The organism is Haloferax sp. DFSO52 (genome assembly GCF_048158745.1).
Lineage (GTDB): Archaea > Halobacteriota > Halobacteria > Halobacteriales > Haloferacaceae > Haloferax.
The window spans coordinates 759,477-779,448 of the sequence record NZ_JBLOPB010000002.1 but is presented as its reverse complement, the minus strand read 5'-3'; the positions used below and the strand labels follow the sequence as shown (position 1 = coordinate 779,448).

The 19,972-nt window shown below is 59.9% G+C and carries 18 protein-coding genes and 1 pseudogene; 6 read left to right on the top strand and 13 right to left on the bottom strand.

Features of this window, described 5'->3' with window-relative positions; all coding sequences use genetic code 11:
- Positions 1-222 precede the first annotated feature (222 nt).
- Positions 223-2,988: a BGTF surface domain-containing protein gene (locus ACK3SC_RS13455; RefSeq protein ID WP_416840702.1), complete on the bottom strand. Its 2,766-nt coding sequence runs from the start codon at positions 2,986-2,988 to the stop codon at positions 223-225.
- 748 nt (positions 2,989-3,736) lie between these two features.
- Between ACK3SC_RS13455 and ACK3SC_RS13450 the strand changes: the two genes are divergently transcribed.
- The 3 genes from ACK3SC_RS13450 (at position 3,737) to ACK3SC_RS13440 (ending at position 5,224) form a co-directional block, all read left to right on the top strand.
- The gene (locus tag ACK3SC_RS13450) at positions 3,737-4,168 is read left to right on the top strand and encodes a type IV pilin (protein ID WP_416840701.1); all 432 of its coding nucleotides are present in this window, start codon (positions 3,737-3,739) and stop codon (positions 4,166-4,168) included.
- Positions 4,169-4,654, top strand: a complete 486-nt coding sequence (locus tag ACK3SC_RS13445) for a type IV pilin (RefSeq protein WP_416840700.1) — start codon at positions 4,169-4,171, stop codon at positions 4,652-4,654. It abuts the gene before it with no gap.
- 102 nt (positions 4,655-4,756) lie between these two features.
- On the top strand, positions 4,757-5,224 hold the full coding sequence (locus tag ACK3SC_RS13440) for a type IV pilin (RefSeq protein ID WP_416840699.1): 468 nt from the start codon (positions 4,757-4,759) through the stop codon (positions 5,222-5,224).
- Between the two features lie 48 nt (positions 5,225-5,272).
- Here ACK3SC_RS13440 and ACK3SC_RS13435 read toward each other — a convergent pair whose 3' ends face one another.
- The 4 genes and pseudogenes from ACK3SC_RS13435 to ACK3SC_RS13420 form a co-directional block, all read right to left on the bottom strand.
- Positions 5,273-5,461: a hypothetical protein gene (locus tag ACK3SC_RS13435; protein ID WP_416840698.1), complete on the bottom strand. Its 189-nt coding sequence runs from the start codon at positions 5,459-5,461 to the stop codon at positions 5,273-5,275.
- 49 nt (positions 5,462-5,510) lie between these two features.
- On the bottom strand, positions 5,511-6,077 hold the full coding sequence (locus tag ACK3SC_RS13430; protein WP_416841225.1) for a DUF1684 domain-containing protein: 567 nt from the start codon (positions 6,075-6,077) through the stop codon (positions 5,511-5,513).
- Between the two features lie 84 nt (positions 6,078-6,161).
- A pseudogene (locus ACK3SC_RS13425) lies at positions 6,162-6,311 on the bottom strand (aldo/keto reductase); the annotation flags it as partial.
- Between the two features lie 131 nt (positions 6,312-6,442).
- The gene (locus tag ACK3SC_RS13420) at positions 6,443-6,709 is read right to left on the bottom strand and encodes a hypothetical protein (protein WP_416840697.1); all 267 of its coding nucleotides are present in this window, start codon (positions 6,707-6,709) and stop codon (positions 6,443-6,445) included.
- A 411-nt stretch (positions 6,710-7,120) separates the two neighbouring features.
- Here ACK3SC_RS13420 and ACK3SC_RS13415 point away from each other — a divergent pair, with 411 nt between their 5' ends.
- Positions 7,121-7,402: a transcriptional regulator gene (locus ACK3SC_RS13415; protein WP_416840696.1), complete on the top strand. Its 282-nt coding sequence runs from the start codon at positions 7,121-7,123 to the stop codon at positions 7,400-7,402.
- A 12-nt stretch (positions 7,403-7,414) separates the two neighbouring features.
- Here the strand turns inward: ACK3SC_RS13415 and ACK3SC_RS13410 are convergent, their stop codons facing one another.
- The 6 genes from ACK3SC_RS13410 to ACK3SC_RS13385 all read right to left on the bottom strand — a co-directional run bounded on the left by ACK3SC_RS13410 (position 7,415) and on the right by ACK3SC_RS13385 (position 14,675).
- Positions 7,415-8,350 (bottom strand): DMT family transporter, encoded by a 936-nt coding sequence (locus tag ACK3SC_RS13410; protein ID WP_416840695.1) that lies wholly within the window; start codon positions 8,348-8,350, stop codon positions 7,415-7,417.
- 112 nt (positions 8,351-8,462) lie between these two features.
- Positions 8,463-9,794, bottom strand: coding sequence for an ABC transporter ATP-binding protein (locus ACK3SC_RS13405; RefSeq protein WP_416840694.1), 1,332 nt, complete (start codon positions 9,792-9,794; stop codon positions 8,463-8,465).
- The gene (locus tag ACK3SC_RS13400) at positions 9,787-10,953 is read right to left on the bottom strand and encodes an ABC transporter ATP-binding protein (RefSeq protein ID WP_416840693.1); all 1,167 of its coding nucleotides are present in this window, start codon (positions 10,951-10,953) and stop codon (positions 9,787-9,789) included. The genes ACK3SC_RS13405 and ACK3SC_RS13400 overlap by 8 nt, the downstream gene beginning before the upstream one ends.
- A 1-nt stretch (position 10,954) precedes the next feature.
- Complete coding sequence (locus ACK3SC_RS13395; RefSeq protein ID WP_416840692.1) at positions 10,955-12,019, bottom strand: ABC transporter permease; 1,065 nt, start codon at positions 12,017-12,019, stop codon at positions 10,955-10,957.
- Between the two features lie 16 nt (positions 12,020-12,035).
- Positions 12,036-13,034, bottom strand: a complete 999-nt coding sequence (locus ACK3SC_RS13390) for an ABC transporter permease (protein WP_416840691.1) — start codon at positions 13,032-13,034, stop codon at positions 12,036-12,038.
- Between the two features lie 3 nt (positions 13,035-13,037).
- A complete protein-coding gene (locus tag ACK3SC_RS13385; RefSeq protein ID WP_416840690.1) occupies positions 13,038-14,675 on the bottom strand; it encodes an ABC transporter substrate-binding protein in 1,638 nt (545 codons plus the stop codon).
- 145 nt (positions 14,676-14,820) lie between these two features.
- On the opposite strand from ACK3SC_RS13385, the gene ACK3SC_RS13380 reads away from it, so the two are divergent.
- Together ACK3SC_RS13380 and ACK3SC_RS13375 are read left to right on the top strand one after the other, a co-directional pair.
- Complete coding sequence (locus tag ACK3SC_RS13380; protein WP_416840689.1) at positions 14,821-15,453, top strand: ribonuclease H; 633 nt, start codon at positions 14,821-14,823, stop codon at positions 15,451-15,453.
- A 256-nt stretch (positions 15,454-15,709) separates the two neighbouring features.
- A complete protein-coding gene (locus ACK3SC_RS13375) occupies positions 15,710-16,399 on the top strand; it encodes a twin-arginine translocase subunit TatC (RefSeq protein ID WP_416840688.1) in 690 nt (229 codons plus the stop codon).
- 41 nt (positions 16,400-16,440) lie between these two features.
- Here ACK3SC_RS13375 and ACK3SC_RS13370 read toward each other — a convergent pair whose 3' ends face one another.
- Both ACK3SC_RS13370 and ACK3SC_RS13365 read right to left on the bottom strand, forming a co-directional pair.
- On the bottom strand, positions 16,441-18,696 hold the full coding sequence (locus ACK3SC_RS13370; RefSeq protein WP_416840687.1) for an NADP-dependent malic enzyme: 2,256 nt from the start codon (positions 18,694-18,696) through the stop codon (positions 16,441-16,443).
- A gap of 158 nt (positions 18,697-18,854) precedes the next feature.
- Positions 18,855-19,961 (bottom strand): M24 family metallopeptidase, encoded by a 1,107-nt coding sequence (locus ACK3SC_RS13365; RefSeq protein ID WP_416840686.1) that lies wholly within the window; start codon positions 19,959-19,961, stop codon positions 18,855-18,857.
- Positions 19,962-19,972: the final 11 nt, after the last annotated feature.

Sequence of the window (19,972 nt, the reverse complement as noted above, 5' to 3'; positions counted from 1 at the left end):
TCTCTCAGAGCACGACCGCTCGCACAGATGTTGGTGAGACTCAAGCGTCTATCAATCGGGACAATGCAGCGGAGTTCGCTCACAGCAGACAGACGGTGACGTTCTCGTGTCGGTACGGGAGCGACGCATCTGTCGGAGTCAGACGAGCGCAGTCGCTCACTGTGTGAGCGTCGAAAGAATGGAAACGGGCCGGGAGCGTTCCCGGTAGTTAGTTAGCGGTCGTTAGTCGCGGCGAATCGCGAGGAGTGCCGCAGCGATGAGGGCCACGAGGGCGACAACGACGCCGAAGCCAGGCGTGTTGGAAGACGTGGTGGTCTCCTCAGTCGTGGCTGCGGTCGTCGTAGTTGCCTCGGTGGTTTCTTCAGTCGTGGTTGCCTCAGTCGTCGTGGTCGTCTCCTCGGTGGTCTCTTCGGTCGTCGTCGTCTCGGTGGTCTCTTCGACCGCCTCGACGACGTTACCGTCGATCTCCTCTTCGTCAGCGACGCCGCCGGACACGGTCACAACGAACGTGTCGCCGACGTTCTGTTCGGAGAAGTCGAATTCAGCCGACCACGTGCCGTTGGCCTGGACGAAGGCCGTTCCCGTCTTGAGGAAGCGCGGCTGCGTGTCGCCGTCAGACTTCACGCGAACGGTGAGTTCCGAACCAGGTGCAACGGTGGACGAGCCCGAGATCATCTGGGCTTCAGCGTTCGTGACGTTGGCCGGGTCAGCGTCGAAGTCGTGCGTCGCCTCGACGTTCTGATACTCGGCCGTCATCGAGCTGTTGTCTTCGACCAGTGCGGTTGCACCGGACGGGACATCGTCCTCACCAATCATCTTGAACTCGACCTGGTATGCATCGTCGTCCTCGGTGTCGACGGCGGTGCCAGTACCGGTCCAGAGACCGTCATCGCTGGTTTCACGCTCTGCGTCGATGTTCTCCGAGTTGAAGACGACGAAGTAGGTGTCGTTGTCTCCGTCCGCGATGACCTCAGCGTCCGTCACGTTGAGCGTCTTGGGGTCGCGGTTCGGACCGGGGTTGGTCTGGTTGATGACGAGCTGGTAGGATTCACCGTAGTCGGAGCCGAAGAAGTTCGGCGTCTCGTCACCCTGAGCGCCGGTCTGGCCTTCGAGGCCCGACGCGACGATCTGGACGACGACCTTGTCGCCAAAGGCGATCTGGTCGTCCTGAGTGATGTTTCCATCCTCGAGTGCTTCAGCGACGTCGTCGAGGTCACTGAAGCTCTCACTGTTAGGTGCGGTCCAGGTAGCGACCGTCTGGACGCTACCTTCTTCGAGGACGAGCGTGCCGACGTTGTCGGCGTTGTCCTCAGTTGCGACCGTACCAGTGCGGACCTCGAGGTCGTAGTCACCGGCGTCGATGAGCGTACTCGTCGTCTCCGTGATTTCGGTCTGACCGTCAGAGCCGGTCAGGATGTCGTCGTCGCCGTCGTCGACGTCGAAGACAGCGTTAACGCTGGTGCTGGTGGATTGCGAACTGTCCCAGAGGAGGATAACCTCACCGTCGTCGTTACCGTCTTCGACGGTGACGTTAGCCTGGTAACCCTGGTCTTCCGTACCGATGGTGACAGTTGCCTCGTCGGTGTTCGAGAGTGTGATCGGAATCGCGACGACGTCACCACGCTGGTCGGTGACGACGTTCTGCGCGAAGTCTGCATCTCCGTCAGCGGCCTCCGAAACGGTGACCGTGTCGGATTCGACAGAGACACCGGAGCCTTTGTCGACAGCTTCGACCGTGTAGTCGCCAGTGTCGATGCTTTCTCCATCAACGTCGATTTCGAACTCGTATTCACCCTGACCGTTGAGGGTGACGTCGTTGATCTCGAACTCTTCGTCTCCGTCGTCGTCGAGGAGGTTCACGTCGATGGTGCGGCCGCCCGCGTTCGCGGAGACCGTTCCTTCGATGGTTTCCTCGTCGGTGACGTTCAGGTCGTCGACGGTGACGTCGAGACCGAGGTCACGGACCTGGACCTTGCCGTCAGAGCCGCCAGCGATCGAGACGTTGTAGCGCTCGAGTTCACGGTTCGCGGTGTTGAACGTGTAGACAGCAGAGGTGTCTCCCGTGGAACCGGAGCGGAAGAATGCCTCGTTGTCGTCTTGCGATTCGTCGGACTCGATCTGGATACTCGTAGCGGTGGTACCGTCGGTCAGCGCGACGAATTCACCACGGTAGGCGTTGACCGTACCGGTGTTGCCGTCCTCGATCGTGACAGTCGCGACGGTGATGGTCGCGTTGAAGTCGCTGTCGAGGCCTTCGTCGACCTGGTTACCGCCATTGTCGGTGACGCCTTCGAGGTTGACTTCGAGGTCACCCGTGTAGAGGTCGGTCGTCTCGATGACAACCTGACCGCTGGTGGTCTGAGTGATAGTCGGCGAAGAGCCAACAACGGTTTCGGTCACATCTTCTTCGTCACGGTAGACGGTGATGTTCTCGTAGTCGCTGCTGTCGATGGCTTCGTCGAACGAAAGCTCGAGCACCGGGTTGTTGCCGTCTGCGGTCGTCGAGTAGTGGGTTGCAGAGATGAGCTCTGGTGCACCTTCGACGTCCTCAGGTTCCTGAGGTTCGGTGGCGACGGTGATCGACCCGTTCGCTTCCGCCTCAGTCGTGCCGACAGTCACTCCACCAGCCGTCGCGGCTGCGGAGAAGTTGTACTCTCCGTCAGCGAGGGTGGAAGCGTCGAACTCGACGATAACAGTCTGCGAGCTTCCATCCGTCGTCGGAGTGAAGGTTGTGTTGGTTGCTGACAGTTCTCCAGAGTCAAGGACTCCATTGTCGTTCGCGTCATACCAGACAGTGGTGTTGTTTTCACCATTCTGTGGTGTGACGGTCACGGCAATTTCTTCTGTTGCGCTGTTGCCCATCTCCGTCGTGTCGATGGAGTTGACAACAGCGGCCGCACTACCCGAGAACGCGATGGACCCGGCGAAAACCGAGAAAACCATCAGCGCTGCGAGCAGTACAGCACGAATTTGTTTATTGCGTGTCATTGTTGTTTTGATGGGTGTTGCAGTCGGGGACACCGTTTTCGTCGACCCTCGGACGTAACCAAGCCGGGCGGGAACCCGGGCCGAGGCGAGGTACTCACAGATGCCTCCATGGGCAGGGGTACAGTAAGACATCTTGACCTTTCACGGTAAATACTTTGTGTGACTGACTATTCCTGAAACGGTACCAAACGGCACGCAGAAACACCGAGAATGCTGTGTGTGCCCGAAAGCATATATGTACTCAAATCATTTACAGTAACGCGTGTGCACGCACCTTGGGTAGGAACGGTGTCCTCGGATTTCCGAGGACATTCCGTTCTCGAACGACACTGAATCCCGAGCGACAGCTCCGTCGCCTAGTTCTGGTACCAACTGAACCACGTTACCGAGATCTAACTCTCGCGTACGCGCGCTGAATCATACACAAATTCACTCGTCGTTCAGCACCGTCCGCGACGAATAGTACTCGAAATCGCCACAACATGTCAATTTATACAAACAGTAATGAATTGTGAGAGGACATTCAGTATATAAACAACTTATAAACAGCTTATTAAACACCGATTGGAGAGTGATAATTGACCATTAATTTGGCAGCCACATTTAAGTAACCCGAGAGTAACCAACGATTACACACACCGCGACGGAAATCCGGGCACGGAGTGCGGGGTGATTCTCTCACTCCCGTGCGCCTTAGCGCACACATGTCGTCCGGCAATAACACCACCGTCCGGGTGTTGGACATACCATGCAACTCAAAAACCTCTTCACAGAAGACCGCGCAGTCAGTCCAGTCATTGGGGTAATCCTGATGGTTGCAATTACCGTCATTTTGGCGGCCGTCATCGGGACCTTCGTCCTTGGTCTCGGTGACCAAGTGAGCGAAACCGCACCGCAGGCGAGCTTTAGTTTCGACTACAACGGTGAGGGTAATCTTACTATCACACACGAAAGCGGTGAACAGATTGCAGCAAACCAAGTGACGATCACCGGAGATATCAACAACTCTGGCGGGAACTGGACTTCTTACGGTGGTTCAGACCCGATTTCTGCTGGTAGTTCTGTTGTCGTCAATTCCAGTGCCTCTGAATTCGCAGACGGCGAAACTGTCCGTATCGTCTGGACTTCGGAAAGTGGTGGCACCTCGTCGACACTCCAGAAGTGGACCTACAACGCATAAATGAACTTCAAAGAACTCCTCGTTGACGACGACGCAGTGTCTCCAGTTATCGGAGTTATCCTGATGGTTGCGATTACGGTTATCCTCGCGGCGGTCATCGGAACGTTCGTTCTCGGACTCGGTGATCAAGTCGGAGACACAGCACCGCAAGCCAGTTTCAGTTTCGACTTCCAAGACGCTGGAGGAAACGATAATCTCACTGTGACGCACGACAGTGGGACTGCAATTAACGCAGAGCAGATCAACTTGACCGCATCGACTAGCTTCAATGAAGTCAAAGAAGTCAACGGTACTGTAGGACCTGTTGGCGATTCGAATTCGAGTAAATCTTTCGCAGACATGAACGTCACTGGAGACGTTACTGCAGGAACGTCCGTCCAAGTCGGGGGCGCTCCCTTCGATAGCGCAACGTTCCGCATCGTCTGGACCTCTGAGAGTGGCTCCAACTCCGCCACGCTTCAGAAGTGGTCCGGACCTGACGCCTAATTAGCGAGCAACCTTCCGTTTCCGTTTTCTTCAACGTCTGACGCCCCGGTAGCTTTAGGTTCAAATGAGTTGAATGTTCAACTGAACACACAGTCAGAAATCATGAACTTTACTGACCTACTCACAGACGACGACGCGGTATCACCGGTCATCGGGGTTATCCTGATGGTTGCGATTACGGTTATCCTCGCTGCAGTCATCGGAACGTTCGTTCTCGGACTCGGCGAAAACACGGCGACTGCACCGCAGGCGAGTTTCAGTTTCGACTACAACTCCAGTGCAAACGGTAATCTCACCATCACGCACGAGAGCGGTGATTCGATTAATTCGGACCAACTGAACATTACTGCTGGAATTAACATTACTAACTCTAGTGGTTCACCCTTTGCGAAGAGTTTGAGTTGGACCGATTTCGACACCGGTTCGACAGTCGATGTCCAGGCTGGTTCGTCGATAACTATCCAACCGAAAACTGGCGACCTCAACAACCAAACCGTCCGCATCGTCTGGACCGACGAATCCGGTTCGACGTCCGCAACGCTCCAGAAGTGGAGTGGACCTGACGCGTAAAATTCGCTACAATCAGATTATTTCGACGCCGATTCCTGAGCGACGGCGTTAGACCGGTCGGCCGCCTTCGGACGTGCCGACCATCCACGTCCCGAGGACGATTGCTGCCGCGCCGAGGACGACGGCGTACGAGAAGAGCTGTTCTGTGTTCGGAAGTGCGGCTGGAAGCATAGCGACCGTTCCGACAAGCATCAGAACGACACCGATGAGTGCGTTTCGCGAACTGAGGAGTCCCATACGATTTCCTCTGAGGAATCAGGTGATATGGAACTTCCGCTTTCGGTCGCTACGGAGCGTCGTATTTCTTCTCGCCCGCGGGGACGACGATAGGGAGCCAGTTCTCCTCTGGTGGGAGCGGGCAGTCGAACGCCTCACTAAACGCGCAAAACGGATTGTACGCGAGGTTGAAGTCCACGACGATGTCGTCGAGCTCGTCGAGTGAGACGTCGGGAGTGAGTTCCATATATCGCCCGCCGTCGTAGGTCTGCTGTCCGGTCGTCTTGTCGCGGAAGGGGACGAACAGCGTCCGTGAGTCGTCGTGTTCCTGCTGATACGCACCGAGTTCGAGTTCGGTGTCGCGAAGTTCGAAGCGGAACGTCGCCACGCGGAGGTACCGCACTTCACGGTCCGCAGTCGTGTCCATCACGACGGGGTCCGGGTCGGCGTGCGTTTCGACGGACGCAGTGACGCGGTACGTCGGGTCCGGGTCGAAGTAGTCCAGTCCGTCGAAGGCGTCACGCTCTGCTGGAGGTATCGGCGACTGTGGGTGCGAGTCGAAGAACTCGTCTTTCTCGCCTCGCTTCGCTCGGAGTTCCTCGATATAGGCTTCGGAGTCGAACGCGTCGTCGGTCATAGACGGGGATTTCCGCCCGTGACACCTACACCTGACGGTTTCGACGCCGTAGGTGAACGCTCGAACTGGTGGATGAAGTTCCCACGCGGCATACGCGTCCAGAAGCGAGTGCGCCTGCGACGCACCGACTTCGACGCCGCCAGAGCTGTTCTGTCGGCTGACTCGTCACGTTCCGAACGCGATCTCCGAAACACTCGTCCCGGTTCGTCCCACCGGGACCATCTGGAGCGACATACTCGACTCGAAGAATGGCTTCAGAGACAGAGTCTCGAGTTCCGTTCACACCGGAATATCGTAGATTAACGGAATACTATCGCAGGTCTGGCGACCGAAAAATCAGTGTGGAGGAGGGGCGGCCCGAGAGCTTACGAACGGGCGTAGTTGTGACCGATTACGAGAGCGAGCGCGTTGAGGGCGACGAGCGCTACGAAGACGGTTAGTTCGCTTGCCTGCAGGCCACCGAACAAGAGTGGCACGTACAGGAAGGGGAGCGCGACGGCGGCCCAAAACCCGACGAAGCGGAGGGGTGCTGCGACGAGTTTTACACCGGTCGGTAGTTGCTGGTCGTCTGCGACCATCTCCCGGAGTCTGGAGATGCGTTCGCGGGGGAGGTTGGTTGATGAATTCGACATAGCGGGGGAACCTGCGTTTTCTATAACGACATGGGGGGTCATAATTACGTGCGAGAATTCGCTTCGTTTCACCCTCATTTATCGGTGATAGTCAGGTAAATGCGAAATTTCATCGACTACCGAGGGGGCATCTAACAGTTTATCGACCATCCTAACGTTTTTATTCTAAATTATTGTCCGTAATATCTGATTGTGTTCTCCCCGTGAATATCGCGGTCAAACGTGACGTTAGACATACACAAACCGGTGTACACTACCCCCTTCGACACGTCAATTAGGGGTGTCAAAATCGACCCCGCTGTGAGACTGTCTGACAGCTTAACCGTGGTCGTGGCCGGAAATCGGCCTGGTCCCGGCAGCTTACGACGGCGTTTCCGTATCGATTTACTGTGGGAGGCCGATTGCCGAACTATGTCTGACCTCAATCGCGTCGCCAAACGCATGTACAATATCCACCCGAAGGCGATGTCCCTCGTCGTCGGTGACGAACTAGAAGGGACGTTCACCCTGAAGAGTGCCGAGTTCTTCCAGACGGAGTTTCAAGCAGAAGGGACACGGACGGGCGACGATGCACTGTATCGGTTCGCAACCACCGACGACAACGAGGCAGTTATCGTCGGGCGACAGGCCGCCGGTGACGATGGGTGGTCGATGGTCGGGGAAGTCACGTCAGTCGAACGAATCGACGAGTAGCGACGCAGACGCTCAGTCTGTCGCCGTGACGCCGTCGCCGAATCGGTGCCGAAGCTCACGCCGAATCGCACCGCGTTTCAGTAAGATGAACCCGAGGAGGATGAGCGCAAAGCCGCTGACAGTCGAGACTGACGGCACCTCGCTGAGGAACAGCCAGCCAGACAGTGCAGCGAAGACCGGTGCAACGTAGGAGACGAGGTTGATTTCGATTGGTCCCAATCGGTCGAGCAAGTCGAAGTAGATGAGAAAGCCGATTGCACTCGCCGCGATAGCCAGATATCCGAGTGCGAGCAGTGATTCTGTGTTCAAGACGACGTCTGTCACCGATTCGTTCAGCGCCACGGAGACGACGTGCATCAACAGCGCACCGCCAATCATCGACCACGCCTCCATCGTCTCTATCGGCATCTCTGAGTCGATTCGGCGTGTGAGAACTGACCCAAGAGCGAACGACGCCGCTGCCCCGAATATGAGAAGTTTCGCAACGGTTCCTCCAGCGAGTAGGTTACTTGGGTCGAGTTCCGAGAGCACTGCGACACCGGCGAGTCCGAGGAGGAGGCCAACGATGCCCAGCGCCGTCAACCGCTCACTGGGGAGGAACACACGTGCGAATCCAGTCGTGAGTACCGGGCTGAGACTCACGATAACGGCCGCAGCAGCGCTCGTAACGAATGGGTCGGTCTCTCCGATGAACAACAGCGCGTGATACGCCGCGATGAGAAGCGTAGACCCAATCGCGATCTCTGTCCACTCTGCCCGTCCGCGTGGGAGTGGGGCGTCGGTCACGTAGAGGGCGTAGACGAGCATTATCACACCTGCAATGTCGTATCGGAGGGCCGCGAAGAGAACTGGTGGGAAGAACTCCAATCCGGCTTTGATAGCCATGAATGCAGACCCCCAGATGGCAGCGAGGATAACGAACAGTCCAAAGTTACGGTACCGTGTCACAGTTGTGATGCACTCGGTGGGGGCCTGAACGTTTCGATGTGGGGTGGTTTCACCGGCGTCTGTGGACTCGGCGAAGGCAGTACAGTCTGCGAAAAATCCGACTGAAGAGAGTTCAGTCGTCCGCTTCGATTGGGCTTCTTGCGGTCGTCTCGATGACGGTCACCTCGTCGGACCCTTCGAAGAGATGGCACGCCGCAGGGTGTGTCGCGTCGCCAACCGCGGGTCGGCGCGTCTCACACGGACTCTCGAAGCGCTTGCGGAGCGTCTCTTGTGCACGTTCGCTGTCACCCTCTGCGAGGTGGCCGAGCGCGGTATCGACGATACCTGCGACTTCACCGCGAAGTTCGGCGTCGACGTGACGAGACCGGGCTTCCTGGATGAACGCTTCTTCGTCCACTCGTTCGGGGTCTGCTGCGTCCCAGATGTGTTCTGGGTTGACGTCGCCGACGACGAGTGCGTCTCGAAGGTCCATCACAGCGCGGTAGGTCTCCTGGTCGATACTGAGGTCGTCCGGTGGGATAATCTTCGGACAGCGCGTCCGGAAACGACAGCCCGACGGCGGATTCCGTGGCGACGGAACGTCGCCAGAGAGCGCTTCGACACGACGGCCGTGTTCGGCAGTCGATGGCCGAGGCACACTCTCGAGGAGTGCTTGCGTGTAGGGGTGTTTCGGTGACTCGAACAGTTCGTCGGTCGGGCCGAGTTCGACGATGTTACCGAGATACATCACCGCGACGCGGTCACAGATGTGGCGGACGACAGAGAGGTCGTGTGCGATAAAGAGGTAGGTAAGACCGAACTCGTCCTGCAGGTCGTCGAGCAAGTTCAACACCTGTGCCTGCACGCTCACGTCGAGCGCCGACACCGGTTCGTCGAGGACGATGAAGTCCGGTTCGAGTGCGAGCGCACGGGCGATACCGATACGCTGGCGCTGGCCACCGGAGAACTCGTGTGGATACCGGTCGAGGTGGTTGGCCGAGAGTCCGACGCGTTCGAGTAACTCGCTGGCCTTGTCGCGTCGCCATTCGCGTTTCGACTGTTCGGCGTCGCCCTCGGGGATGCCGTGAATCTTCAGTGGTTCGGCGATAATCTCGCCGATCGTCATCCGGGGGTCGAGACTCGAAAACGGGTCCTGGAAGACGATTTGTGCGTCCTTGCGGAACGCCTTGAGTTCGCCCGAGTCCATCTCGAAGACGTCGTCTCCCTGGAATCGAACCGAGCCACCTGTGGCCTCTCGGAGGCGAAGGAGCGTCTCACCGGTGGTCGACTTCCCACACCCGGACTCGCCGACGAGTCCGAGCGTCTCGCCCGGTTCGATGTCGAACGAGATGCCGTCGACCGCTTTGACGCTCTGAGTCTCTCGGCCGAGAAGCGAGTCGATGAACGTGTCCTGTTCGTAGTAGTACTTCTGCAGGTCACGAACTTGGAGGAGTGGCTCAGTCATCGCCCAGCACCTCCGGGTTGATGGCCTCGTTCGAGTCGTACTCTCGTTCTGCGAGCACACAACGGACGCTGTGGCGGCCGTCGAGTTCGTACTCTGGGATGCGAGTCAGACAGTCGTTCATTGCTTTTGGGCACCGGTCTGCGAAGTAACACGCCTTCGGCATCTCCGAGTCGAGAAGACTCGGCACGTTCCCCGAGATGGGTTGGAGACGGGTCGATGGGTCGTCGACGTCCGGGATGGACCCGAGGAGGCCTTGCGTGTACGGATGGACGGGGTCGTCGAAGATGTCTTCGAGCGGCCCACGTTCGACGATTTCACCGGCGTACATGACACCGACGCGGTCACACATCCGAGCGATGACGCCCAGGTCGTGGGTGATCAGCAGGATGCTCATTCCTTCGCGTTCTTGCAGGTCGCGAAGGAGGTTGAGAATCTGCGCCTGGATGGTCACGTCGAGCGCCGTCGTCGGTTCGTCTGCGACGAGGATGTCGGGTTCGCCGGCGAGTGCCTGTGCAATCATCGCCCGCTGGAGCATCCCACCAGAGAACTGATGCGGATACTCGTGGGCCCGGTCTTCCGGGTCCGGAATCCCGACCTGTTCGAGCAGTTCGATCGCTCGGTCCATGCTGGCGTCCGAGACGTAGTCTCTCGACGGAAGCAACGTCCCGGCAACGAGTGACCCCAGACCGTAGCCCTGGGTCCGCGACCGAGTCGTTCGCGGGTTCGCTCGGGCACGGCGCTGGACCTCGACTGCCTCGGCAATCTGCTCACCGACGGTAATCGAGGGGTTGAAACTGCTCATCGGGTCCTGGAACACCATGCTGAACGACGGCCCGCGAAGTGATCGTCGGACGCCTTTCGGGAGCCGCCGAACGTCTACGAAGTCTGCATCGACGGCTTCGGGACGCGACCCACGGAACTCCTCCGCGAGCGATTCGTTGCGGTACCAGATTTCACCGCCGGTCACGCGACCGGGCGTGTCGACGAGGTCGATGACCGACAACGCGGTCACCGACTTTCCAGACCCGGACTCACCGACGATACCGAAGATTTCCCCGTCTTCGACGTCGAACGAGACGGATTCGACGGCGTTGACCTGTCCTTCTTCCGTGAAGAACCGGGTCGTGAGGTCACGAACCTTGAGGATATTCTCGGCCATCTCAGACACCTCCCTCCCCTTCGATGCCGGGGTCGAGCGCGTCTCTGAGCCAGTCGCCGACGAGGTTCAGTCCGATGACGGTCACCACGATTGCGAGACCGGGCATCGTCGAAATCCACCACGCAGTCGACTGGTACTGGCGGCCGAGTGCGATGTCGAAGCCCCACGACACGTCGGCCCCGGAAAAACCGAGGAACGACAGCGCGGATTCGAGGAGGATAATCGCAGAGACTTGCGTCGTCGCCAACACGAGAATCGGCGTAATCGCGTTGGGGAGGACGTGTCGGAACAGCGTCCGTCCGTCACTCGCACCGAGTGCGCGTGCGGCTTTCACGAACTCCTCTTCACGAATCGAGAGTGCTTCACCGCGTCCGACACGAGCGAACCACACCCAGTTGACGAGGGCGACGACCACGATAACTGTCCCCGGAAGGACAATCGTTTCGGGCATCCCCGTCGGTAACCCGACGGCGGACCGGAACGCGGGTGCGATTCCGGAGACGACGAACGGGTCGGGTATGGGTGCCTGTGCCTGTCCCCAGACGCCCACGAGGGCGATTGCGAGGACGAGCGAGGGGAACGCCAGCATGATGTCCGCACCGCGCATCAGGATGTCGTCCACGCGCCCACGGTAGAACCCCGCCGAGAGACCGACCACGACGCCGAGAATGGCGGCGAGTGCGGTCCCAAAGAGGCCGACGAGGATAGACGTTCGGGCACCGTAGATGATACGGGAGAGGATGTCTCGCCCGTTACCGTCGGTTCCGAGGGGGTGAGCCACCGTGGCGTTCGTGTACACCGTTTGCTCTTCGGTGACGACCTGGCCATTTTCGATGACCACACTCCCGTTTACTGTCTTCGTCACCTCCTTGGTCTCTTTCGTGCTGAATCCGAGGGGTGGTTGGCGTGCATTTTCGAGATTCTGTGTCCCCGGGCTATACGGCGAAATAAACGGCGCGAAGATGGCCATCGCGAGCATCAGGATGACGACTGCGATGCCGATCTTCGCGAGCAGACTTCGGTTTAGTTCCCGGCGAAGGTTTCTGCGTGTTCGTTCCGATATCATCGATTAACGACCTGGTTCAATCGTAGGCCACCTGTGGGTTGACGTAGGCGTACAGCGCGTCTACGAGGATGTTCACGAGGACGAAACCGACCGCGACGACGATGAGCGACCCTTGCAGGACCGGCCAGTCGCGTGCGTTGATGCTGTTGATGATTAGCGTCCCCAGCCCCGGCCACGCGAAGACGGCCTCCGTGATGACGGCCCCGCCGATGAGGGTACCGAGTTGGAGGCCGATGATGGTGATGACCGGGATGAGTGTGTTTCGAAGCGCGTGCTTGTAGCGGACGAGGGTCTCTGGAAGCCCCTTCGCTCGGGACGCCCGGACGTACGTCTTGCCTAACTCGTCGAGCATTCCACTGCGAGTGAGGCGCGTGATGAGCGCCGTGAAGTAGGTTCCCAGTGTTATCGCGGGCAGTGTGATGTGCCACACCCACGTGGTGAAGCCATCCACTGCCGCACCGAGGTCCCCATTGGCGACGAGCATGAGGATGCCATCGATACCGATGGGACGTTGACTCGTCGGGAACAGGTTCAGTTGCACAGCCAAGACGAGGATGAGCATCACGCCCAGCCAGAAGTTCGGCGTGCTGATGCCGATGAGCGAAAACACCGTCGCGGTGTAGTCGGCAGGCTCGTGCCGCCTCGTCGCGGAGATGACGCCCAGCGGAATCGCGATGATGACCGCGACGATCGTCGCCGCAATCGCGAGTTCGAGTGTCGCCGGGAGTTTCGTGACGACGCGAGATGCAACTGGCGTTCTCGTCACGAGCGAGAGACCGAGGTCACCGAACGGGATGCCCGAGATGAAATCCCAGTACTGGATGTACAGGGGTTTGTTCAGCCCGAGTTCTGCGATGACCGCCGCTCTGGTCTCGGGGTCGACGTCGGGCGGTAACAGCACGTTCGCCGGGTCACCCGGTGAGATAAACCGGAGCCCGAAGACGACCGTGATGACCCCCCAGATGACGAACAGCCCCTGGAGCGAGCGTTTGATGAGGAACCTCGACAGTGACATCGACTACTTCAGGCTCATGTCGTACGCGTCGATACGCTCGTCGGAGCGGGCTTCCCACTCGATAGCGTCGTTGACGCCGTAGACACTGAACTGCTGGTTCAGGAAGATCCACGGACACTGTTCGTGTGCCATCGCGTTTGCTTCCTGGAGCGTCGCGTCACGTTCGTCTCCGGACTGGTTGCCAGCCTGCTCGAGGAGCGCGTCGAACTCTTCGTTCTGCCACGTCGTGAGCAGCCCTTCAGACGACAGCAGTGCCGTCATGACGAGACCGCCGTCGAACGTCGCTTCGCCCCATCCGATGAGGAACCAGTGCGGGCGTTCTTCGATGGACCCGGCGAGGAGTTCGTCGACGAGCGAACCGAAGTCGCGCTGGCGGACAGATGCCGTCACGTTCGGCAGTTCGTCGATGTATCCGGCGACTGCCTGCGAGATTTCGAGGTCTTTGAGGTAGCGACCAACAGGCGTGTTGAGTTCGATTTCTGCACCTGCGTAGCCGGACTCTTCGACGAGTTGTTCGGCCATGTCAGGGTCGTACGGGTACGGGTCGAGGTCGGCGTTGTGGCCGACGAACTCGGGGAGCGTCGGTTGACTCGTCTGCGCACCGAAGCCACCGAGAACGTTCTGAACGATGCTCTCGAGGTCGATGGCGTAGTTCATCGCCTGACGGAACTTGACCGAGTCGAACGGTTCGACGTCGTAGCGCATCGCGTTGTAGATGATACGCGTCGACGGTGCCGCAGCGACACGGGTGTTCTCGGCGTTGTTGACACGCTGGACTTCCTGTGGCGGGACGTTGACGATAACGTCCGTCTCGCCCTGCAGGAGCTGGTTCACACGGGTGCTCGCTTCGGATGCGGCACGGAACGTGAGCGTGTTGACCGCAGCGGTCTCCTGCCAGTAGTCCTCGTAGCGCGTGAGGACGACTTCCTCGTCTTCGGTGTAGGAGTCGAGTTCGAACGGACCGGTTCCGTTCATGTTCTGGCTGATGAACGCCTTGCTGTTTCCTTCGACCCACGACCGCTGCATGACGTCGAGGTACGTCGCGAACTCGGAGAACACGATGGGGTTGAGCGACGAGTTGTTCACCTTCACAGCGTTCTCGCCCTCGATGACCTCTGCGCCGGCTACACCAGCGAGTTGGTCGGACTGCGGGCTTGCGAAGCTAACCTCAGGGTCGACGACGCGGTTGATACTGAACGCGACGTCTTCGGCGGTGAGTTCCTCGCCGTTGTGGAATGTGACGCCCTCTCGGATTTCGAATCGGACGGCGTTTTCGCCTTCGATTCGCGAGTAGTCGGTCGCGAGTGCTTCCGTCATCGCGCCAGTAGCGTCACGGGTCAACACTCCCTCGTACGCGTGGAGGACGACGATGTCCGTCGGCGTCTCACGGTGGTCCTGCGGGTCGAGACCCGAAGGCATCTGACCTTGCGTAATCGTCACGTCGAACGGTTCGCTCGACTCGTCCGGCGTCGACGTGGTCGTCTCTTCGCCGCCGGTTTCGGTCGTCGTCTCGCCACCACTTTCAGTCGTGGTCTCTTCGTCGCCACCGCCGGCACAGCCGGCGAGTGCGGCGGAGGCAGCAGCGCCGCCAGCGAGCTTCAAGTATGACCGTCGTCCGATGTGAGAATTGCTATCAGTCATCGGAGGATGATTGCGTCCGTCGTTCTTATATCCATTGCCTTGCGCCGGCGAACGGAATTATTACCCTATATATATTTACAGCATTTAACATAGTTTGCCACTACCACCGAGTATGTTTATTAGCCACTATCCCCGAACAACTCCTATGGCCGTGACCGGCCGTCCCACCCTCAGGGACTTGTTCGACGAGTCGCCCACGCCCCACATCGCGCACCCACCGCGGACCCATCACCGCCACTTCTACGTGGCGACAGACGGGTCGTATCGACCGAACGGCGGCGGTCTCGGTGCAGTAATAGAGACCCGCGACGGCGAGCGAGTCGCCCGTATCGCATTCTCAGATGTCGCTCCGAACAACAACATCTCGGAGTATCGAGCACTCCATCTCGGGTTGGACGTTCTCGCCCACCGCGCACCGCCGGGTTCTCGCGTCGGCGTCCTCGTCGACCACGACGACCTCGCTGCAAACGTGAACAACGCCGTTCTCGCTGGGAACCACCCCGACTGGAAGTCGCCGAAGCGCATCGTCGTCCCACCGGGAAGTGAGCACCACTGGCGCGGGATTGAGGCCCGCATCGCTGGATTCGACGAGGTGCGCGCCGCCCGCATCGACAGTCGGGACAACCCGGCACACCCACTCGCCAACTCACCCGCCGAGTACGAACACGTCAACAGACAGGCCGACCGGTGTGTCCTCCCCGAACCACCTGAGTTCGACACCGACAACGACGTGAGTTACCTCCCACCGTCGCGATTCGAAGGCCGAGCGAGTGACTAGCCACCCCACCTTTTTCCTCCTCGGGGTCGCTACGCGACCCGCTCGGAGCAAAAATCTGTCTCCGTGAGCGTCAGCGAACGGAGGCTCGTGAGACGTGGAGCGTCTCACGGTGGAGGGAAAAATGCCGAACCTCGCTTCGCTCGGTTCGGTGCAGTTCAAATAGCACACCACCGAGCGACTCGGCAGTCAGACGTGGAGAGAACCCGTTAGCACTGTCCGTCACAAAGTTGACAACGAAGTGTGATGTATCGTCGCCATGGATGCGACGAGAACCGATGGGTCGTTCGACCCGCGTGGACAGGGGTTGTCACCGCTCGGTGCCACACTCAGGCGTCACGCACTGCGACTCGTCATCAGTAGCCTCGTCGCGTCAATCGCCGTCTTTGGCTTCGTGCCCGACCCGGGTTACCTCGCGCCGACCGCAGGAATCCGCTCGGACGTCCTTCTCAGTCAGCCATCGGACCTTCTCGTCAGACTCGAACTGGCTTTGCTCGTCGGAGTTCTCGTAGGTGGCATCTACCTCGTCTCCCTGACCGGGCGTGACCCCGAAGTCGACCTCCGCGTTGCTGCGCCACATCTCACCGCCGCCGCCGCGTTGTTTCTCGTCGGAATCGCACTGACGCGATACGTCACTCCCGCCGTCGTCGACATCCTCGTCAGCGCAGGCCGAATCGCACCCGGGACCAGACAAGCGGTCCTCGAACTCGAACTGTTCTTCCCAGTCGCCGTGGGAGTCGGCGTTGCCACTGCACCGCTTCTGGTTGGGTTGGTTCGGGCGAGGGCGCTCCGCTCCCGGTTGAGTGGTCGCGTCAGCGGGTTGATTCTCCTGTTCGTCGTCGGATTCGCCGCGTTCTTCTCGCCGCCCGACCCGACGACGTTTGCACTCTACGCGATACCGCTACTGGTCGGGTTGGCGGTCGCTGTTGCGTGGGTTGAGTATCGCTGAGTCGGTGCGTGAATCGAAAAATCAGGCCGCCTGATGCGACGTTACTCTTTCTGCGCGTCCACAACCGCTGTCGCCGCCAGATTGACGATATCCTTCACTTCGTCGCCGCGCTGGAGGACGTGAACTGGTTTGTCCATACCGACGAGCATCGGGCCGATTGCCTCCGCTCCACCGAGTCGCTGGAGGAGTTTGTAGGCGATGTTCCCCGCTTCGAGGTTCGGGAAGATGAGGACGTTCGCTGAGTCTTCGAGTTCTGCGAAGCCGTAGGTTCCCTTGAGGATGTCCTCGACGAGCGCCGTGTCGGCCTGCATCTCGCCGTCGACTGCGAAGTCCACTTCGGGGTCTTCCTGGAGCAACTTCACTGCGTCTCGGGGCTTTGCCGTCGCATCGTTTCGGACACTGCCGAAGTTCGAGTACGAGAGGAGTGCAGCGCGTGGTTCGACGTTGAACCGGCGAGCGAGTTGGGCGGTGTGTTTGGTGACTTCCGCGAGAACCTCCTCGTTGGGGTCGAGGTTGACCGTCGTGTCGGCACAGAAGACGACACGGTTCTTGAACGTCATCATGTAGACACCCGCGGCGTAGTTGGCGTCTTCGGCCGTGCCGATGACGTGCAGTGGCGGGCGCAGGCCACCGGGGTAGTGGTGGGTCAATCCGGTCAGCATCGCGTCTGCGTCACCCAGTTCGACCATGATGCTGGCGAAGTAGTTGGAGTCGCGGCGGATGAGTTCGGTCGCTTCGGACTCCGTGACACCCTTGCGCTTGCGGAGGTCGTACAGTCTGTCGGCGTAGTGGTCCCACTCGCCGTCGCGTGGGTTGGCGATGGTCGGGTCGAAGTCGAGTCCCAGTTCCTCTGCCTTCCGGAGGATGGTCGTCGTGTTCCCGATGAGGATGGGGTGGGCGATTCCCTCCTCTTGCATCTGGTAGGCCGCCCGAATCATCTTCTCGTTGGAGCCTTCGGCGAGCGCGACCCGCTTGGGGTCGGACTTCGCCTTGTTGAGGACGACGCGCATCATCTCTCGGGACTTGCCGAGACGTGCTTCGAGGCGCTCGCGGTACTCGTTCATATCGAGGCGCTTGCGGGCCGCGCCGGAGGTCATCGCTGCCTGAGCGACGGCCGGTGCGACTTCGAACAGCACGCGCGGGTCGAGCGGTTTCGGGATGAGATAGTCGGGACCGAACTGGAGCGGGTGGTCGCCGTAGGCTTTGACGACGGCATCGGGAACGTCCTGTCGAGCGAGTTCCGCGAGCGCTTCTGCAGCAGCACGCTTCATCGCTTCGTTGATTTCGGTCGCTCGGACGTCGAGTGCGCCCCGGAAGATGAACGGGAATCCGAGGACGTTGTTCACCTGATTCGGGTAGTCGGACCGGCCCGTGGCCATGATGACCGTGTCGTCGCGGGCGTCTTTGGCGTCCTCGTACGAAATCTCGGGGTCCGGGTTCGCCATCGCGAAGATGATGGGGTCGTCAGCCATCGACTGGACCATCTCCTGGGAGACGATGCCACCGATGGAGAGGCCGGCGAACACGTCTGCACCCGCCATCGCATCGGCGAGGTCACCCTCTTCGACTGGCTGGGCGAACTCGGCTTTGTATTTGTTGACGTCGTCCGCATCGACGCGCGACTCGGTGATGATACCCGACGAGTCACACATCGTGATGTTCTCTTTCTTCGCGCCGAGAGAGACGTAGAACCGCGCCGTGGCGAGCGCAGACGCACCCGCACCGGAGAAGACGATCTCGAGTTCGTCTAAATCCTTCTCGATGATGTCTGCAGCGTTGAGGAGGGCCGCACCGGAGATGATGGCCGTCCCGTGTTGGTCGTCGTGGAAGACAGGGATGTCCATCTGGTCGCGGAGTTGCTGTTCGATTTCGAAGCACTCCGGGGCCTTGATGTCCTCCAGATTGATTCCTCCGAACGTCGGTTCCATCGCTTTCGTCGCGGCGACGAAGTCTTCGACGTCGGTGATGTCGAGTTCGACGTCGAACACGTCGATATCGGCGAAGCGCTTGAACAGCACACCCTTCCCTTCCATGACGGGTTTCGACGCTTGCGCACCGATGTCACCGAGTCCGAGGACCGCCGTCCCGTTCGAGACGACACCGACGAGGTTCCCTTTCGCGGTGTACTCGTAGGCGGCATCTTCGTCCTCGGCGATGTCGCGGCAGGGTGCCGCTACACCCGGCGAGTACGCGAGGCTCAGGTCTCGCTGTGTGTTCGTCGGTTTCGTCGTTGCAATCTCGATTTTACCCGGCGGGTCTTGCCGGTGATATTCCCGTGAATCGTCGTCCAGTCCCATGATTTAGACCTGTACACGCTGGAGGCAAAAAACTATCCACACCGTCGAATATCGGATTCGACGATAGTCGAACCGTCGCCGGACAGCGGACAAGTCGAACCGCCACCGGATGCTGGGCAGACGGTGGACAGGGACAGACGGGCGTCTCTAGCAGCGCATTACGCCGTCTCGATGTGGAGGATGTCGTGGCGTTCGAGTTCGACATCCCCTGTCGAGTCTGTGACCGCCGTCGTCGGCCACTGGCCAGTCGTCGTCAACACGTCGATGCTGTCGTCGGTGACGAGGACGGTGTCTTCGCTCTTTGCACCCTCGATAGTCGGGTTGTACGCGTACGCCATCGGGACCGAGACTGTGTCGGCAGCATCAGGGCGTGCGAACCACTCACGTCCGGCGTATCCCGCGGCCCCGCCTTGATGGTGATTCAACCACTCGTCGGACTCGCCAACTGCGTCGTACGAGTCGCGGATGGCGTCGAACACGTCACTGGCAGTCCCGCCGTCTGCGGCGGTTCGCTGTGTCGCCGCGAGTGCGTTCGTCTCGACTTGCATCGCCTTCTGGTGCCGCGATTCCAACCAGTCGGGGGCGTCGAACGCGACGGTGCGCGTACAACTCGCGTACAGGCCGTCACGCTGGGCCGTCACGGAGACGAGTGCGTAGTCGCCGATGCGCTCCTGGGTCGGCGTGTAGTGGCGATATTTCTGGGCGCGTCGACTCCCCCCGACGAGGACGACGGGTGTCTCGATGCCCATCGCACCGAGTGTGACACGGAGGGCCGATGCGACTTCGGTTTCCAAATCTTGCGGTTCGAGTTGCCGGCAGACGCGTTCGACAGCACTCGCCACGTCGCGGCCGAGTTCTCGGAAGGTTTCGATGTCGGCTTCGGTCAGTGGGTGTCTGAGTTCGCCCGCATCGACAGATTCGAACCCGGGAACGTCGAAGTCGGCGGCCGCCGGCGTCGGCGAGACTGCGGCGACACCTGTTGCGAGCGAACCCTCGTACCACTGGTACTGGTGGATTCGAACGTCTTCCTGCGGCACTTCCTCGTGGAGGAGACGAGTCGCTTCGATGTTGTCGGTCACGACGTGGAACTCGTCGCCGTCGTAGCCAGCGGCCGCGACGCCGACGGGGGAGTCCCTGTCGACGACGTTGTCGCCGCCGAGAAGCCACGCAAACGAGTTCGGGCGGGCGAACCAGACTGCTTCGAGGCCGGTCTCTTCGAGGTACGGGTCGAGGCGGTCGGCCCGAGATGCGAGTCGCTCGTTCATATCCCGGCGTC

What these genes read in the sequence shown, in the direction of transcription:
- ACK3SC_RS13455 (WP_416840702.1), bottom strand. Translation starts at nt 2,988, where the DNA reads ATGACACGCAATAAACAAATTCGTGCTGTACTGCTCGCAGCGCTGATG.
- ACK3SC_RS13450 (WP_416840701.1), top strand. Translation starts at nt 3,737, where the DNA reads ATGCAACTCAAAAACCTCTTCACAGAAGACCGCGCAGTCAGTCCAGTC.
- ACK3SC_RS13445 (WP_416840700.1), top strand. Translation starts at nt 4,169, where the DNA reads ATGAACTTCAAAGAACTCCTCGTTGACGACGACGCAGTGTCTCCAGTT.
- ACK3SC_RS13440 (WP_416840699.1), top strand. Translation starts at nt 4,757, where the DNA reads ATGAACTTTACTGACCTACTCACAGACGACGACGCGGTATCACCGGTC.
- ACK3SC_RS13435 (WP_416840698.1), bottom strand. Translation starts at nt 5,461, where the DNA reads ATGGGACTCCTCAGTTCGCGAAACGCACTCATCGGTGTCGTTCTGATG.
- ACK3SC_RS13430 (WP_416841225.1), bottom strand. Translation starts at nt 6,077, where the DNA reads ATGACCGACGACGCGTTCGACTCCGAAGCCTATATCGAGGAACTCCGA.
- ACK3SC_RS13420 (WP_416840697.1), bottom strand. Translation starts at nt 6,709, where the DNA reads ATGTCGAATTCATCAACCAACCTCCCCCGCGAACGCATCTCCAGACTC.
- ACK3SC_RS13415 (WP_416840696.1), top strand. Translation starts at nt 7,121, where the DNA reads ATGTCTGACCTCAATCGCGTCGCCAAACGCATGTACAATATCCACCCG.
- ACK3SC_RS13405 (WP_416840694.1), bottom strand. Translation starts at nt 9,794, where the DNA reads ATGACTGAGCCACTCCTCCAAGTTCGTGACCTGCAGAAGTACTACTAC.
- ACK3SC_RS13400 (WP_416840693.1), bottom strand. Translation starts at nt 10,953, where the DNA reads ATGGCCGAGAATATCCTCAAGGTTCGTGACCTCACGACCCGGTTCTTC.
- ACK3SC_RS13395 (WP_416840692.1), bottom strand. Translation starts at nt 12,019, where the DNA reads ATGATATCGGAACGAACACGCAGAAACCTTCGCCGGGAACTAAACCGA.
- ACK3SC_RS13390 (WP_416840691.1), bottom strand. Translation starts at nt 13,034, where the DNA reads ATGTCACTGTCGAGGTTCCTCATCAAACGCTCGCTCCAGGGGCTGTTC.
- ACK3SC_RS13385 (WP_416840690.1), bottom strand. Translation starts at nt 14,675, where the DNA reads ATGACTGATAGCAATTCTCACATCGGACGACGGTCATACTTGAAGCTC.
- ACK3SC_RS13380 (WP_416840689.1), top strand. Translation starts at nt 14,821, where the DNA reads ATGGCCGTGACCGGCCGTCCCACCCTCAGGGACTTGTTCGACGAGTCG.
- ACK3SC_RS13375 (WP_416840688.1), top strand. Translation starts at nt 15,710, where the DNA reads ATGGATGCGACGAGAACCGATGGGTCGTTCGACCCGCGTGGACAGGGG.
- ACK3SC_RS13370 (WP_416840687.1), bottom strand. Translation starts at nt 18,696, where the DNA reads ATGGGACTGGACGACGATTCACGGGAATATCACCGGCAAGACCCGCCG.
- ACK3SC_RS13365 (WP_416840686.1), bottom strand. Translation starts at nt 19,961, where the DNA reads ATGAACGAGCGACTCGCATCTCGGGCCGACCGCCTCGACCCGTACCTC.